Genomic DNA, 14,325 nt, shown 5'->3' on the forward strand with positions numbered 1-14,325 from the left:
AGTCGTGCCGGGACCGCCCGGAATACTGGTCCCATGGCCATCACCGTCCGCACCGCCCACACCGCCGACCTCACCCCTGCCGAACTCCGCGCGGTCCGCGAGCTGTTGGACGACTCCTTCGACGGGGACTTCGGGGACGAGGACTGGGACCACACCCTGGGGGGTGTCCATGTGCTCGTCTCCGACGGGCGTGGGCTCGCCGGGCACGGGGCTGTGGTGATGCGGCGGGTGCGGTACCGGGGGCGGTGGGTGCGGACCGGGTATGTCGAGGGGGTGGCGGTCCGGCGGGAGGTGCGGCGGGCCGGGATCGGCGGCCGGGTGATGGCCGTGCTGGAGGGGGTCGTCGCGCGTGCGTACGCCTTCGGGGCACTGTCCGCGACCGAGGACGGGGCCCGGTTGTACGAGGCCCGCGGCTGGCGGGTGTGGGGCGGGCGCATCTGTGCGCTGGGTCCGGACGGCGTGGTGCGGCTGCGCGAGGAGGAGGGGGCCGTGCATGTGTGGCCCGCGGTCGAGGTGGACACCGAGCTGGTCTTCGACTGGCGTGACGGGGATGTTCTCTGATCCGACAGGGTTCTCCGATCCTGCCGGGTGAGGAGAAAGCGCAGGTCAGAAGGGTGTGACTCAATCCACCGTCTCAGATAGTAGGAAGTCCGAGCAATTGTGGAGACAGGCGCCCGGTCCTCGCTTAGTTTTGTAGGAGCCGAACGTCTCGCTCGATCAAGCGAATGGCGGTCGTGAGCCGGGCCCCTTGTGCAGGACACCCCTGCGGCACCGCTTCCCGCCCCTTCCGGCATCCCGTAACCCTCTTGCACCATCCGCACTCCACGTGTGCCGAAGGAGTCGATTACCCATGGCCGCAACCGCCGTCCGCCGCCGTGTCCGCCACACCTCCCGTACGAGCGAGTCCGACCGCAAGAACGCCGCCGCCGCCCTCCAGCGCGCCCTCGACCGCCGCGACAACGGCGGCGAGACCGGCCACTGAGCCGTACCTCGCCCGTCTCCGCCCTCCTCCGCCGAGGCGTCCATATCGCGGACGCGGTGTGTCATCTCATGGGACGAGGAGTAGGGTGCCGACATGTCTCGCAGCATCAATCTCGCAGTGATCCCCGGCGACGGCATCGGCCAGGAGGTCGTGGCCGAGGGCCTGAAGGTCCTGACCGCCGTCCTCCCGCAGGATGTGAAGCTGGAGACCAAGGAGTACGACTTCGGCGCCCGGCGCTACCACGCCACCGGTGAGACCCTCACCGAGGCCGACCTGGAGCAGCTGAAGCAGCACGACGCCATCCTGCTCGGCGCGATCGGCGACCCGTCGGTGCCCTCCGGCGTCCTGGAGCGCGGCTTCCTGCTCAAGCTCCGCTTCGCCTTCGACCACCACGTCAACCTGCGGCCGTCGAAGCTCCTCCCCGGCGTCGCCACCCCGCTCGCCGGCGACCCGCAGATCGACTTCGTCGTCGTCCGCGAGGGCACCGAGGGCCCCTACACCGGCAACGGCGGCACCATCCGCAAGGGCACCGAGCACGAGGTCGCCACCGAGGTCTCCGTCAACACGGCCTACGGTGTCGAGCGCGTGGTCCGCGACGCCTTCGCCCGCGCCCAGGCCCGCCCGCGCAAGAAGCTCACGCTGGTCCACAAGAACAACGTGCTGACCTTCGCGGGCCACCTGTGGACGAACATCTTCAACAAGGTGGCCGAGGAACACCCCGAGGTCACCACCGAGTACATCCATGTCGACGCCGCCACGATCTACCTGGTCACCCAGCCCGAGCGGTTCGACGTCATCGTCACCGACAACCTCTTCGGCGACATCATCACCGACCTCGCCGCGGCCGTCTCCGGCGGCATCGGCGTCGCCGCGAGCGGGAACATCAACCCCTCCGGCCAGTTCCCGTCCATGTTCGAGCCCGTCCACGGCTCGGCCCCGGACATCGCCGGCCAGGGCAAGGCCGACCCCACCGCCACGGTCCTGTCCGTCGCCCTGCTGCTGCGCCACCTCGGCTACGAGGCCGAGGCGACCCGCGTCGAGGACGCAGTCTCCGCCGACCTCGCGGAGCGCGGCGCGCTGCCCGCACGCTCCACCTCCGGGATCGGCGACGCGCTCCGCGTACGAGTAGCGGGCTGACCCTCCCCCAAGCACTGAGTGCGGGGGGTGCCCCCAGCTTCATTCGAGAATCTTCGAAGCCGTCGGGTCGCATCCGCGCCCGGCGGCTTCCCCCTGTCCGCCGCCGGTGCCACCATCAGTCCCTGGGCCGGATTCACCCCGTTCTCCTTCCGCTGCCGGCGCCGCGCGATAATCGGACGCGAAGCCGCGGTATGAGGGAATGCTCGGACGTCCTAGCATCGGCCACCGGCCGTACGGGCGTGAGCGCGGCCTGCCACAACCAACCCGGTGAAGGACACTCACTCATGACGACGCCCACGATCGAGCTCAAGCCCTCGGCCAACCCGCTCTCCGACGCGGAGCGCGAGGCGATCCTGGCCAACCCCGGGTTCGGCCGCCACTTCACCGACCACATGGTGACGATCAGGTGGACGGAGGGCCGGGGCTGGCACGACGGCCAGCTCGTCCCGTACGCGTCGATCCCCCTCGACCCGGCGACCACCGTCCTGCACTACGCGCAGGAGATCTTCGAGGGCCTGAAGGCCTACCGCCGGCCCGACGGCTCGGTCGCCACCTTCCGCCCGGAGAAGAACGCCCTGCGCTTCCAGGCATCCGCCCGCCGGCTGGCCATGCCCGAGCTGCCCGTGGAGACGTTCATCGAGGCCTGTGACGTCCTGGTCCAGCAGGACAAGGCGTGGGTGCCCGCGCACGGCGGCGAGGAGTCCCTCTACCTGCGCCCGTTCATGATCGCCACCGAGGTCGGGCTGGGGGTCAAGCCCGCCAACGAGTACCTGTTCCTCGTGATCGCCTCCCCGGCCGGTGCGTACTTCCCCGGCGGAGTGAAGCCGGTCTCCATCTGGGCCTCCGAGGACCGTGTCCGCGCCGTCCCCGGCGGCATGGGCGACGCCAAGACGGGCGGCAACTACGCGGCCTCCCTGCTCGCCCAGGCCGAGGCCGCCGCCAAGGGCTGCGACCAGGTCTGCTACCTCGACGCCGTGGAGCACAAGTGGGTCGAGGAACTCGGCGGCATGAACCTGTACTTCGTCTACGGCAACAAGATCGTCACCCCGTCCCTCAGCGGCTCGATCCTGGAGGGCGTCACCCGTGACTCGCTGCTGACGGTCGCCCGCGACCTCGGCTACGAGGCCGAGGAGTCCCGGATCTCCATCGACCAGTGGCAGCGCGACTCCGAGAACGGCACGCTGACCGAGGTCTTCGCCTGCGGCACGGCGGCCGTGATCACCCCGGTCGGCACCGTCAAGCGCGCGGGTGCCGAGTGGCAGCAGTCGGGCGGCGAGCCCGGCGAGGTCACCCTGAAGCTGCGTCAGGCCCTGCTGGACATCCAGCGCGGCGTCATCGAGGACAAGCACGGCTGGATGCACGAGCTCGGCTGAGACTTCCCGTCCAACGGTCAGGTCCGCCGCGGACTCCTCGGCCGCGGCGGCTCCGACGCCCAGTGCACGGGCCGGGCCGGGCGCGCGGACCCGTGACGTACGGCACCCACGGTGTCCGGACGTGTCGCACGTCACCGGAGGCGCCCGGCGTGACGCCCGCATCCTGAGACGCTGTGCGTAGGACGCCGGACTTGTGCCACACTTCCTCCGTGCTCTCGTTCGCCATGATTATTGGCAGCAGGCGCGCCGGTCCGCAGTGACCGCCACGTACGATCAGGTACGGGCGGACACCGTCGTCCTCGACCCGCGCGCAGACCTCTCGCACCCGCGAGAGGTTTTTCGTTTTCCTGGCCCACCCGCAGCCGGGACCGTAGCGCGAGGGATCATCGGGGGGCGGTGGAACCGGTCATTCCGGTAAGACCGAGATTGCTGACAGGAGTCTTGAGACCATGACCGCAACCAGCCAGCTCGACGATTCGTTCCACGTCTTCGACACGACCCTGCGCGACGGCGCCCAGCGCGAGGGCATCAACCTCACGGTCGCCGACAAGCTGGCCATCGCCCGTCACCTGGACGACTTCGGCGTGGGCTTCATCGAGGGCGGCTGGCCCGGCGCCAACCCGCGGGACACCGAGTTCTTCGCCCGCGCCCGGCAGGAGATCGACTTCAAGCACGCCCAACTGGTGGCCTTCGGCGCGACCCGCCGGGCCGGCGGCAAGGCCGCGGACGACCCCCAGGTCAAGGCACTCCTGGACTCCGGCGCCGAGGTGATCACCCTGGTCGCCAAGTCGCACGACCGGCATGTGGAGCTGGCCCTGCGCACCACCCTGGAGGAGAACCTGGAGATGGTCCGCGACACCGTCTCCCACCTGCGCGCCGAGGGCCGCCGCGTCTTCGTCGACTGCGAGCACTTCTTCGACGGCTACCGCGCCAACCCCGAGTACGCCAAGGCCGTCGTACGGGCCGCCGCCGAGGCCGGCGCGGACGTGGTGATCCTCTGCGACACCAACGGCGGCATGCTGCCCGCCCAGATCCAGGCGGTCGTCTCCACCGTCCTCGCGGACACCGGTGCCCGCCTCGGCATCCACGCCCAGGACGACACCGGCTGCGCGGTCGCCAACACCCTCGCCGCCGTCGACGCGGGCGCCACCCACGTGCAGTGCACCGCCAACGGCTACGGCGAGCGCGTCGGCAACGCCAACCTCTTCCCGGTCGTGGCGGCCCTGGAGCTGAAGTACGGCAAGCAGGTGCTGCCCGAGGGCCGGCTGCGCGAGATGACCCGTATCTCGCACGCCATCGCCGAGGTCGTCAACCTCACGCCCTCCACCCACCAGCCCTATGTGGGTGTTTCCGCCTTCGCCCACAAGGCCGGCCTGCACGCCTCCGCGATCAAGGTCGACCCGGACCTGTACCAGCACATCGACCCCGAGCAGGTCGGCAACACCATGCGCATGCTGGTCTCCGACATGGCGGGCCGCGCGTCCATCGAGCTCAAGGGCAAGGAACTCGGCATCGACCTCGGCGACGACCGCGAGCTCGTCGGCCGGGTGGTCGAGCGGGTCAAGGAACGCGAGCTCAAGGGCTACACGTACGAGGCGGCCGACGCCAGCTTCGAACTGCTGCTGCGCGCCGAGGCCGAGGGCAGGCCGCTGAAGTACTTCGACGTGGAGTCCTGGCGGGCCATCGTCGAGGACCGCCCCGACGGCACCCACGCCAACGAGGCCACCGTCAAGCTGTGGGCCAAGAGCGAGCGCATCGTCGCCACCGCCGAGGGCAACGGCCCGGTCAACGCCCTCGACCGCGCCCTGCGCGTGGCCCTGGAGAAGATCTACCCCCAGCTGGCCTCCATCGGCCTGGTCGACTACAAGGTCCGCATCCTGGAGGGCAAGCACGGCACCTCCTCCACCACCCGCGTCCTCATCTCCACCTCGGACGGCCAGGGCGAGTGGTCCACGGTGGGCGTGGCCGACAACGTGATCGCCGCCTCCTGGCAGGCCCTGGAGGACGCGTACACCTACGGCCTGCTGCGCGCCGGCGTGGAACCGGCGCGATAGCCGGACGGACGCCGCAGCCCACCGGCCCGGGGAAGCGTGACGACCCGGCTGCCGGCCCGGGACCTGGACCGGGCGCGGCGCTTCTACGCCGACAAGTTCGGGCTGCGCCCCGTCGACGAACGGCCCGGCGGCCTGCCGTACCGGTGCGGCGGAACCCACTTCGTGGTGTTCCGCCCGGCCGGAGCCTCGCCGGGCACGTTCACCCGGACGGCGTGGGAGGCCGACGACCGCGAGGCGACCGTGGCCGGACTCGGGCGGCACGGTGTCGTCTTCGAGGAGGTCGACGTGCCCGGTTCCCGTACCGTGGACGGGATCGCCGAGACCGAGGGGAACCTGCTGGGCACCGGCCGGCCGGTCCGGTAGCCGGCCGGCCCGCCGGTCGTCAGGGGGCGCGCCAGATGTTGTCGAAGGCGATGTTCTCGATGCGCCGCCGCTGCCGTACGGCCTCCAGTTCCGTCACCGCGTCGTTGACGGCGGCCACCACGGTCACCAGGGCGTCGTCGTCCGGAGCCGTGAGCGCCTCACCGGGGTGGGCCTCGATGCCCACGGCTGCCGCGAGCCCGGCGATGACGGGATCGTGGGAGGCCCAGCGCTCGGCGGCCTCGCGCCGCTCCGGTGAGTCGACGGGCGTCGTCCGGCCGCCGCGGGCGGGCATCCAGTGGTGCCGACGTCCGGTGAGGTGTCCCTTCGCGTCCAGCGCGTCGATGTAGGCCACGGCCAGGCCCTCGCCCCGGCGCCACAGCCAGTCCTCGACGGACTCGTACGGCGGCTGCTCCTTGAGCGCCGCCCCGGCCTGGTCCAGGAGGCCGTCCCCCGTGGCCCGCCGGGGAACAGGCACGATGCGGTCGCCGTCCAGAGTGGCGGCCCCGGCGGCGAGGAGGTCGACCAGTTCGGCGCCCGCCAGCGCGAGCGACAGATCGCCCTGCTCGACGGGGCGGTCGGACGGTACGTCCAGGCTGATGATCAACAGGTCCCGCGGTGTGGTCATGCACCCGACGATACGTCCACCAGGAGCCGCCGGTCCCGTGCTACGGAGGCCACGAATGACCCTTTTCGGCCGGTTCGGGTAGCTTCGAAGTATGAAGGCCGTCGCTCTGCCCCGAGCCTCTGCCCGAGCCCCTGTCCGGCTGCTGATGGCGCTCGCGGTCGCCGTCGTGGCCGTACTGTCGACGGGCATACCCCGCGCGGAGGCGGCCACCAGCATCTCGACGGTCGCCGAGGCGCTCCGCAGGGGCCCCGTGTACGTCGATCCGGCCGCGTCCGCCCAGTTGCCGCCGGACGAAGCGGCCGCGCTCAGCCGACAGATCAAGAACGCGGACAAACCCCTGTTCATCGCGGTCCTGCCCGCGGACTATCCGACGCGGAACCTGTTCACCGACCTGCGCACCGCCACCGGCGTCACCGGCGCGTACGCCGTGCGCCTCGGTGACCGCTTCGACGCCCGCGCCGACGCCTCGGTGCTGCCGCGCACCGCCGTGCGGAACCTCGTCACCAGCGTCCAGGGCGAGGACGCCGGGACGCAGCTCACGGACTTCACCCACCGGGCCCTGGCCAACATGGGAGGCTCGGCCCCCTCCACCTGGAGCGAGACCGGGCAGGGCGGCACGGGGTCGACCACCGCGCTGATCACCGCCGGCGCGGTCCTGGTGGCGGGCGGTGTGGGCGCGTACACCCTGGTCCGGCGCAGCCGGAGCCGCCAGGAGGCGGAGCAGCGGGCCGCGCTGGAGAAGCTGCGGGTCGTCGTGGACGAGGACATCACCGCCTTCGGCGAGGAACTCGACCGCCTCGACTTCCACCCGGCGGAGGCAGGCGCGGACGACGCCATGCGCGCGGACTACGAGCGGGCGCTGGACGCCTACGAGCAGGCCAAGCAGTACATGGCCGACGCCCGCAGGCCGGAGGACGTGCGGGCCGTCACCGAGACCCTGGAGGACGGCCGCTTCTCGCTCGCCCAGCTGGCCGCCCGCCGTGAGGGCCGCCCCCTGCCCGAGCGCCGCCCGCCCTGCTTCTTCGATCCGCGCCACGGCCCCTCGGTCGCCGACGCGACGTGGACGCCCCCGGGCGGGGCGCCTCGTCGGGTCCCGGTCTGCGCCGCCGACCAGGCCCGCCTGGCCGACGGCCGCGCCCCGCAGATCCGCGAGGTGGACACGGACTGGGGCCGCCGCCCCTACTGGGACGCCGGCCCCGCGTACGGTCCCTGGGCCGGCGGCTACTTCGGCGGCGGCCTTCTCCCGGGCCTCCTGGTGGGCACCCTGCTCGGCAGCATGATGGCCACCCCGTCCTACGCGGCCGGCTACGGCACCGGCTACGGCGACTTCGGCGCCCATGACGGTTACGGCGGAGGCTACGAGGGCGGCGACGTCTCCGGCGCGGACTTCAACCCGTCCGACTTCGGTGACTTCGGCGGGGGAGGGGACTTCGGCTCGGGCGGCGACTTCGGCGGGGGAGGCGGGGACTGGGGCGGGTTCTGAGGACCCGCGGCCGGTCAGGCCTTCTTGATGGCGGAGATGTCGAAGTTCAGCCTGATCTTGTCGGAGACCAGGACACCACCCGTCTCCAGGGCCGCGTTCCAGGTCAGGCCCCACTCGGAGCGCAGGATCTCGGCCTTGCCCTCGAAACCGACGCGCTCGTTGCCGAAGGGGTCCGTGGCGGCGCCGTTGAACTCGAGGTCGATGGTGAGCGGCTTGGTGACGCCGCGGATGGTCAGGTCACCGATGACGCGGTAGTCATCGCCGCCCAGGGCCTCGGCCTTGGTGGAGCGGAACGTCATCTCCGGGAACTCCTCGGTCTGGAAGAAGTCCCCGCTCTTCAGGTGGCCGTCACGGTCCGCCGAGCCGGTGTCGATGCTGTCCATCCTCACGTCGATGGACGCCGTGGAGGCGGCGGGGTCGCTGCCGTCCAGGTGGAGCGTGCCGGTGAAGTCGTTGAACTTGCCCTTGACGTTCGTGACCATGGCGTGCCGCGCGACGAAGCCGAGGGTGGAGTGCGCCGGGTCGATCGTGTACTCGCCGGTCAGCGCGGCCAGGTCCGGGTTCACGGCGGCGGGGGCGGTCGTGTTCTCGGCGGTGTCGTTCTTGCGGCCGAAGATGCTCACAAGGTGCTCCTCTCAGGAGAGACGGTCGCTCGGCGCGGGGATGGGCGCCGAGTAAGTTGAACATTCAACTTGCTTGACACTCACGACCGTACCCCTATTCCGTTCGGTTTTCAACTTCATCCGCTGCGCGCTTCCCTGGCTACGTACAGTCACCTCCGTACGCCCTCTGGCGGACGCGCGTAGAACTCGGGCACCATCTCCCTGCACCACCTGCACAGCCGCCCCACCGCAGTCACGGCCAACAGCAGGAAGGTTCCCCCATGAAGACCACCAAGGTCACGAGGTTCACCAAGGCCCGCGCGGCCCTCACCGCCCTCGCCCTCGTCGTCGCCCCCGGCGTCGCCGTCATGGGCACGGCCACCGACGCCTTCGCCGCCACCAAGATCAGCCACGCCACCGCGACCCAGATGTTCCGTGACGTGGGCATCACCTGGTCCTCCTCCGGCAACTGCTCCAACCGCAACGTCTCGACCTGCACGTCCTTCGAGCAGCTCAACCTGGACACCGCGAAGGGGGCCCAGACCCTCAAGAAGGCCAGTGGCTGCGCCCTCAACATCACCGGTGGCACCGAGACCGGTCACGCCTCCGGCACCTACTCCCACTGGAACGGCTACAAGCTCGACTACAGCAAGTACAGCTGCGTGAGCAACTACATCAAGACCTACTTCTCCTACATCGGCCTGCGCGGTGACGGCGCCCCGCAGTGGAGGTCGGGCTCCGGCAACATCTACGCCGAAGAGGGCAACCACTGGGACGTCACGTACTACAACTGCGGCGGCTGCTGACCGGACGGACGCGGCGTCACCCGAGGGGTGGCATCCGCCCGTCCGAATGTGAGAGGACTCCCGCGGCCCCGGTTTGTGGTACCTCCACAAGGCCGATGCCCTCTGAGCAGTCGAAAAGGCTGCAACACGCCCAGGTTCTGTTCAGTGGCACCAGGAAAACGGGCCGGAGACTGTACGGAGTCGACGGCCCGCTTTCCTTGGTGTCCTTCGTAAGGTCACTACATGACCGTTTTGGAAGAGACGACGGGTGAGCCGGTCGGCGAGCCGGCGGACGCGCGCGGGCGGGTCGCCGAACTGCACGAGATCCGTACACAGGCGGTGGCGGGCCCCGGCGAGAAGGCGACCGCGGCGCAGCACGCCAAGGGCAAGCTGACCGCGCGGGAGCGGATCGAACTGCTCCTGGACCCCGGCTCCTTCCAGGAGGTCGAGCAGCTGCGCCGGCACCGGGCGACCGGGTTCGGCCTGGAGGCCAAGAAGCCGTACACCGACGGTGTGATCACCGGCTGGGGCACGGTGGAGGGCCGCACGGTCTTCGTCTACGCCCACGACTTCCGCATCTTCGGCGGCGCGCTGGGCGAGGCCCACGCCACGAAGATCCACAAGATCATGGACATGGCCATCGCGGCCGGTGCCCCGCTGGTCTCACTCAACGACGGTGCGGGCGCCCGGATCCAGGAGGGCGTCGGCGCGCTGGCCGGCTACGGCGGCATCTTCCAGCGCAACACCAAGGCCTCCGGAGTCATCCCGCAGATCAGCGTGATGCTCGGCCCGTGCGCGGGCGGCGCCGCCTACAGCCCCGCGCTCACCGACTTCGTCTTCATGGTCCGCGAGACCTCGCAGATGTTCATCACCGGCCCGGACGTGGTCAAGGCCGTCACCGGCGAGGAGATCACCCAGAACGGCCTGGGCGGTGCCGACGTCCACGCGGAGACCTCCGGCGTCTGCCACTTCGCCTACGACGACGAGGAGACCTGCATCGCCGAGGTGCGGTACCTGCTGTCGCTGCTGCCGCAGAACAACCGGGAGAACCCGCCGCGGGTGGACTGCTCCGACCCCGCCGACCGCCGCTCCGACGTCCTGCTGGACCTGGTCCCGGCCGACGGCAACCGGCCCTACGACATGGCCAAGGTCATCGAGGAGCTCGTCGACGACGGCGAGGTGCTGGAGGTCCACGAGCGCTGGGCGCGCAACATCATCTGCGCGCTGGCCCGGCTGGACGGCCAGGTCGTCGGCATCATCGCCAACCAGCCCCAGGTGCTGGCGGGCGTCCTGGACATCGAGGCCAGCGAGAAGGCCGCCCGCTTCGTGCAGATGTGCGACGCCTTCAACATCCCCATCGTCACTCTTCTGGACGTCCCCGGCTTCCTGCCCGGCGTCGACCAGGAGCACGGTGGAATCATCCGGCACGGCGCCAAGCTCCTCTACGCCTACTGCAACGCCACCGTGCCGAGGATCTCGCTGATCCTGCGCAAGGCGTACGGAGGTGCCTACATCGTCATGGACAGCCAGTCCATCGGGGCCGACCTCACCTACGCCTGGCCCACCAACGAGATCGCCGTGATGGGCGCCGAGGGCGCGGCCAACGTCATCTTCCGCCGCCAGATCGCCGGGGCGGAAGACCCCGAGGCCATGCGTCAGAAGATGGTCAAGGAATACAAGGCCGAGCTGATGCACCCCTACTACGCGGCCGAGCGCGGCCTGGTGGACGACGTCATCGACCCCGCCGACACCCGTGAGGTCCTGATCAAGTCCCTGGCGATGCTGCAGTCGAAGCACGCCGACCTGCCCTCCCGCAAGCACGGCAACCCGCCGCAGTAACCCAGCCACGGAGACGCACTCATGGACAACATCGACATCCGCGTCGAGAAGGGCCACGCCGAGCCCGAGGAGGTCGCCGCCATCACGGCCCTCCTCCTGGCCCGCGCCGCGACCCGCCCCGCCGACACGACCCTCGCCCACCGCGGCCGAGCCAAGGCCGGCTGGCGCCGGCTGGAACGGGAGAACGGCTTCCGCGCTCCCCACAGCTGGCACTGAGCCCGTCCGACTCCTCCGACTCCAAGGGGGCCCACCCGTCCGGGTGGGCCCCCTTCGCATGTCCTCCCACGTCTTCCTGCCGTCTTCCCGCGGAACGGCAAAGGTGGGTGCCCTCTCCCAGGGAGAAGGCACCCACCTTTGCCAACCGAGCGGAGCGTTACCGAAGACGCGCCATCAGCGCGTGCTCGACCAGCGTGATCAGCGCCGACTTGGCGTCCGCGCGGTGACGGGCGTCGGTGGTGATGATCGGGGTGTCCGGACCGATCTGCAGGGCCTCACGGACCTCGTCCGGGTTGTACGGCTGCTGGCCGTCGAAGCCGTTGAGGGCGATGACGAAGGGCAGCTGGCCGGGCGTGCCGAACAGGTACAGGATCAGGTCCTGGTCGAGCGTGATGCGGCCGAAGTCCATGGCCACCGTGGTGGTGGTCTTGTCCCCGGTGTGGGTGAGGTCGTCGATGCCCGCCGAAGCAGACGTCATGACGGCCTCCGTGCGCAGCGGGTTGATCTCCGAGACGGCCCCCACGAACGTGGTCTTGCCCACGCCGAAGCCGCCCGCCACCACGATCTTCGCGGAGGTGGTCGCCCGGCCCGCGTCAGAGCTTGCGAAGTCCACTGAGCACCCTTTCGAGCAGCGTCACGTCCGGTGCGCCACCGTTGTTCTCGTCGCCGCCCGGCTGGTGGATGGCCACCAGGCCGGCTTCGGCGAGGTCTGCGACGAGGATCCGTGCCACACCCAGCGGCATGGAGAGAAGCGCCGACACCTCGGCCACGGATTTCACCTCGCGGCACAGGTGGCAGATCCGCTGGTGCTCCGGGAGCAGTCCCATCAGCGCTGCCGGGTCGGCCGTGGTGCTGACCAGCGCCTCGATGGCGAGCTGGTAGCGCGGCCGGGTCCGGCCGCCGGTCATCGCATACGGACGTACCAGCGGCTCGCCCTCGTCCCCGTACGGCTCTGCGTACGGATCATGAGAGGCGGGGGGCGGGGTCATGAATCCTCCGGGCGGGACAGCAAGTCGGTCAGTCAAGCCGTCTGACAGGGCCGGTGGGGGGATTGTGGCGGCCGGACGGTGATTTGGTGAGGTGGGTGGTGCCGAGCCGGTCAGTGGAGCAAACTGCCCTGTAGTTCGGCGCGCAGGTCGGGCGTGAGGACCGCCCCTGCACGGTCGACGAGCAGTGCCATCTCGTAGCCGACGAGGCCGATGTCGCACTCGGGGTGGGACAGGACCGCGAGCGACGACCCGTCCGAGACGGACATCAGGAAGAGGAAGCCGCGCTCCATCTCCACGACCGTCTGCGCCACGGTGCCGCCCTCGAAGATCCGGGAGGCCCCGGAGGTCAGCGAGGTGAGGCCGGACGCGACGGCCGCGAGCTGGTCGGCGCGGTCGCGAGGAAACCCTTCGGACATCGCCAGAAGCAGTCCGTCGGCCGACACCACGACGGTGTGGGACACCCCGGGGGTGTTGTCCACGAAGTTGGTGATCAACCAGTTGAGGTTCTGTGCCGCCTGGCTCATCTGGCTCAACTAACGCTCCTGCTGGTGAGTGGGGAAGCTGCCCGTCTGGCCGTGGCCGGCCTGACGACCCTGTGCGATACCCCGACGGAGATTGGTCAGCCGGCCGCGTACGTCGTCAGGCGAACGCGAGACCTGCGGACCGCTCTGTTGCTGTTGCTGCTGAGCCGTGCCCGGGACGAGGTTCGCCCGGGGCACCCGGCGCGGCAGGCCGGAGGTGGTGACCCCGCCCGCGGCCGGTTGCCTGACCCGCTCGGCCTGCCGGACGAGCTCGTCGTTCGGCGAGCTGCGCCAGGCAGGGGCGGTGTTCCGCTGGGGAGCGGAGGAGGGCTGCTGGGCCGCGGGGGCCTGCGGCTGCTGCGGGACCGGAGCCGGCTCACCGCTCTGCTGCCGGCCGCCACCGCGGAACCAGTTGGTCTCCAGGGTGTCGTACAACGGCGTACGGCCGTCGCCGGGACCGGTGGCCGGCGGCAGGGCCCAGGCGTCGTCGGGCCGCTGCTGCGGGGCGCCCGCGGCGCCCTGTTCCGGACGGGCGGGACGCTGCTGCGACCGCTGGGCGGCCGGGCCGCGCAGGCCGCCGAAGTCGGCGGGACCGCCCGGCTGAGGCCGCTCGAACTGGCCGGTGGACGCGGGGTCCTGACGGTCCGGCAGGGAGTGCCGACCGGTGGTGCCGCTGTCCTGGCCCGGCTGGGCGAACTGCCCCGTGGAGCCGCTGTCCCAGCCCTGCTGGGCGGCGAACTGGCCGGTGGAGCCGCTGTCGTACGCCTGCGGGGCCGCGAACTGGCCCGTCTGGGAGGGGTTGTTCTGCCCGGACGAGCCGAAGACGTCCGGACGGACGAACGTGCCCGTGTGCTGCGCGCCGCCCGCACCCGGAGGCGGGGCGTCGAAGTCGGGACGGGGGAACTCCGAGGTCGAGCCCGGCCCCTGCCGGTCGTCGATCCGGGGCATCTCCGTCGTCGAGCCCGCCCCCTGCCACTCGTCGTGGCCGCGCGGCGCGTCCAGGGCGGCCCTGCCGCCCGTGTTCTGGTCGCCCCAACCCTGCGTGGGAGACGGCCCGCTGCCGCCCGGCAGCTCGGGGCGTGCGCCACCGCGCGGCGGCAGCTGCGGCTGCCGGCCCTGCTCGCTGCCGTTCGCCCGCTGCGGGGGTACGGCACCACGCGCGCGGCCACCGAAGACGTCCTGCCGCCGGCCGTCGCCGAAGCCCTGGGAGGCACCCGGACCGGCCGCCTGAGGACCCTGCGGCCCACCGGGCGCCTGGCCGCCGAAGGCACCGGCCGCGCCCGCCGGGGCCGGACGGCCCTGCTGCGGCTGACCCGGACCCTGCGGCCCGCGCGGCGAGCCCGGACCGCCCTGGTG

At 71.0% G+C, this 14,325-nt stretch carries 15 protein-coding genes and 1 pseudogene; 10 read left to right on the top strand and 6 right to left on the bottom strand.

What is annotated here, in order from left to right:
• Window positions 1–33: 33 nt before the first annotated feature.
• The 6 genes from DEP02_RS15155 (at window position 34) to DEP02_RS15180 (ending at window position 5,909) form a co-directional block, all read left to right on the top strand.
• A complete protein-coding gene (locus tag DEP02_RS15155; protein ID WP_112467853.1) occupies window positions 34–561 on the top strand; it encodes a GNAT family N-acetyltransferase in 528 nt (175 codons plus the stop codon).
• Window positions 562–850: 289 nt separating this feature from the next.
• Entirely contained in the window at window positions 851–982 is a 132-nt protein-coding gene (locus DEP02_RS35330; protein ID WP_112467854.1) for a hypothetical protein, read from the top strand.
• A gap of 93 nt (window positions 983–1,075) precedes the next feature.
• Entirely contained in the window at window positions 1,076–2,119 is a 1,044-nt protein-coding gene (locus DEP02_RS15165) for a 3-isopropylmalate dehydrogenase (protein WP_112467855.1), read from the top strand.
• Between the two features lie 284 nt (window positions 2,120–2,403).
• Window positions 2,404–3,492: a branched-chain amino acid aminotransferase gene (locus DEP02_RS15170; RefSeq protein ID WP_112467856.1), complete on the top strand. Its 1,089-nt coding sequence runs from the start codon at window positions 2,404–2,406 to the stop codon at window positions 3,490–3,492.
• 449 nt (window positions 3,493–3,941) lie between these two features.
• Window positions 3,942–5,546, top strand: a complete 1,605-nt coding sequence (gene cimA, locus DEP02_RS15175; RefSeq protein WP_112467857.1) for a citramalate synthase — start codon at window positions 3,942–3,944, stop codon at window positions 5,544–5,546.
• Between the two features lie 36 nt (window positions 5,547–5,582).
• Entirely contained in the window at window positions 5,583–5,909 is a 327-nt protein-coding gene (locus tag DEP02_RS15180) for a VOC family protein (RefSeq protein ID WP_112467858.1), read from the top strand.
• A 19-nt stretch (window positions 5,910–5,928) separates the two neighbouring features.
• On the opposite strand, the gene DEP02_RS15185 is transcribed toward DEP02_RS15180, so the two are convergent.
• Complete coding sequence (locus tag DEP02_RS15185) at window positions 5,929–6,534, bottom strand: GOLPH3/VPS74 family protein (RefSeq protein WP_112467859.1); 606 nt, start codon at window positions 6,532–6,534, stop codon at window positions 5,929–5,931.
• A gap of 91 nt (window positions 6,535–6,625) precedes the next feature.
• Between DEP02_RS15185 and DEP02_RS15190 the strand changes: the two genes are divergently transcribed.
• Complete coding sequence (locus tag DEP02_RS15190) at window positions 6,626–8,017, top strand: hypothetical protein (protein WP_112467860.1); 1,392 nt, start codon at window positions 6,626–6,628, stop codon at window positions 8,015–8,017.
• A gap of 14 nt (window positions 8,018–8,031) precedes the next feature.
• Here DEP02_RS15190 and DEP02_RS15195 read toward each other — a convergent pair whose 3' ends face one another.
• Window positions 8,032–8,640, bottom strand: coding sequence for a YceI family protein (locus DEP02_RS15195; protein WP_112467861.1), 609 nt, complete (start codon window positions 8,638–8,640; stop codon window positions 8,032–8,034).
• A 260-nt stretch (window positions 8,641–8,900) separates the two neighbouring features.
• On the opposite strand from DEP02_RS15195, the gene DEP02_RS15200 reads away from it, so the two are divergent.
• From DEP02_RS15200 to DEP02_RS15210, 3 genes are all read left to right on the top strand, one after another.
• Window positions 8,901–9,425 (top strand): hypothetical protein, encoded by a 525-nt coding sequence (locus tag DEP02_RS15200; RefSeq protein WP_112467862.1) that lies wholly within the window; start codon window positions 8,901–8,903, stop codon window positions 9,423–9,425.
• Between the two features lie 222 nt (window positions 9,426–9,647).
• Complete coding sequence (locus DEP02_RS15205) at window positions 9,648–11,243, top strand: acyl-CoA carboxylase subunit beta (protein WP_112467863.1); 1,596 nt, start codon at window positions 9,648–9,650, stop codon at window positions 11,241–11,243.
• Window positions 11,244–11,264: 21 nt separating this feature from the next.
• Window positions 11,265–11,459: an acyl-CoA carboxylase subunit epsilon gene (locus DEP02_RS15210; protein ID WP_112467864.1), complete on the top strand. Its 195-nt coding sequence runs from the start codon at window positions 11,265–11,267 to the stop codon at window positions 11,457–11,459.
• A gap of 157 nt (window positions 11,460–11,616) precedes the next feature.
• Here DEP02_RS15210 and DEP02_RS15215 read toward each other — a convergent pair whose 3' ends face one another.
• From DEP02_RS15215 to DEP02_RS15230, 4 genes and pseudogenes are all read right to left on the bottom strand, one after another.
• Window positions 11,617–12,072 carry a GTP-binding protein gene (locus DEP02_RS15215; protein WP_112467865.1) on the bottom strand — a complete coding sequence of 152 codons (456 nt, stop codon included), beginning with the start codon at window positions 12,070–12,072 and terminating at the stop codon, window positions 11,617–11,619.
• The gene (locus DEP02_RS15220; RefSeq protein WP_112467866.1) at window positions 12,053–12,448 is read right to left on the bottom strand and encodes a DUF742 domain-containing protein; all 396 of its coding nucleotides are present in this window, start codon (window positions 12,446–12,448) and stop codon (window positions 12,053–12,055) included. Before DEP02_RS15220 ends, DEP02_RS15215 begins: the two co-directional genes overlap by 20 nt.
• 110 nt (window positions 12,449–12,558) lie before the next feature.
• A complete protein-coding gene (locus tag DEP02_RS15225) occupies window positions 12,559–12,972 on the bottom strand; it encodes a roadblock/LC7 domain-containing protein (protein WP_073947771.1) in 414 nt (137 codons plus the stop codon).
• Window positions 12,973–12,981: 9 nt separating this feature from the next.
• Window positions 12,982–14,325 (bottom strand): annotated as a pseudogene (locus DEP02_RS15230) (nitrate- and nitrite sensing domain-containing protein); the annotation flags it as partial.

Source organism: Streptomyces triticisoli, from assembly GCF_003270085.1.
GTDB classification, from domain to species: Bacteria; Actinomycetota; Actinomycetes; order Streptomycetales; family Streptomycetaceae; genus Streptomyces; species Streptomyces triticisoli.

What these genes read in the sequence shown, in the direction of transcription:
- DEP02_RS15155 (WP_112467853.1), top strand. Translation starts at nt 34, where the DNA reads ATGGCCATCACCGTCCGCACCGCCCACACCGCCGACCTCACCCCTGCC.
- DEP02_RS35330 (WP_112467854.1), top strand. Translation starts at nt 851, where the DNA reads ATGGCCGCAACCGCCGTCCGCCGCCGTGTCCGCCACACCTCCCGTACG.
- DEP02_RS15165 (WP_112467855.1), top strand. Translation starts at nt 1,076, where the DNA reads ATGTCTCGCAGCATCAATCTCGCAGTGATCCCCGGCGACGGCATCGGC.
- DEP02_RS15170 (WP_112467856.1), top strand. Translation starts at nt 2,404, where the DNA reads ATGACGACGCCCACGATCGAGCTCAAGCCCTCGGCCAACCCGCTCTCC.
- cimA (WP_112467857.1), top strand. Translation starts at nt 3,942, where the DNA reads ATGACCGCAACCAGCCAGCTCGACGATTCGTTCCACGTCTTCGACACG.
- DEP02_RS15185 (WP_112467859.1), bottom strand. Translation starts at nt 6,534, where the DNA reads ATGACCACACCGCGGGACCTGTTGATCATCAGCCTGGACGTACCGTCC.
- DEP02_RS15190 (WP_112467860.1), top strand. Translation starts at nt 6,626, where the DNA reads ATGAAGGCCGTCGCTCTGCCCCGAGCCTCTGCCCGAGCCCCTGTCCGG.
- DEP02_RS15200 (WP_112467862.1), top strand. Translation starts at nt 8,901, where the DNA reads ATGAAGACCACCAAGGTCACGAGGTTCACCAAGGCCCGCGCGGCCCTC.
- DEP02_RS15205 (WP_112467863.1), top strand. Translation starts at nt 9,648, where the DNA reads ATGACCGTTTTGGAAGAGACGACGGGTGAGCCGGTCGGCGAGCCGGCG.
- DEP02_RS15210 (WP_112467864.1), top strand. Translation starts at nt 11,265, where the DNA reads ATGGACAACATCGACATCCGCGTCGAGAAGGGCCACGCCGAGCCCGAG.
- DEP02_RS15220 (WP_112467866.1), bottom strand. Translation starts at nt 12,448, where the DNA reads ATGACCCCGCCCCCCGCCTCTCATGATCCGTACGCAGAGCCGTACGGG.
- DEP02_RS15225 (WP_073947771.1), bottom strand. Translation starts at nt 12,972, where the DNA reads ATGAGCCAGGCGGCACAGAACCTCAACTGGTTGATCACCAACTTCGTG.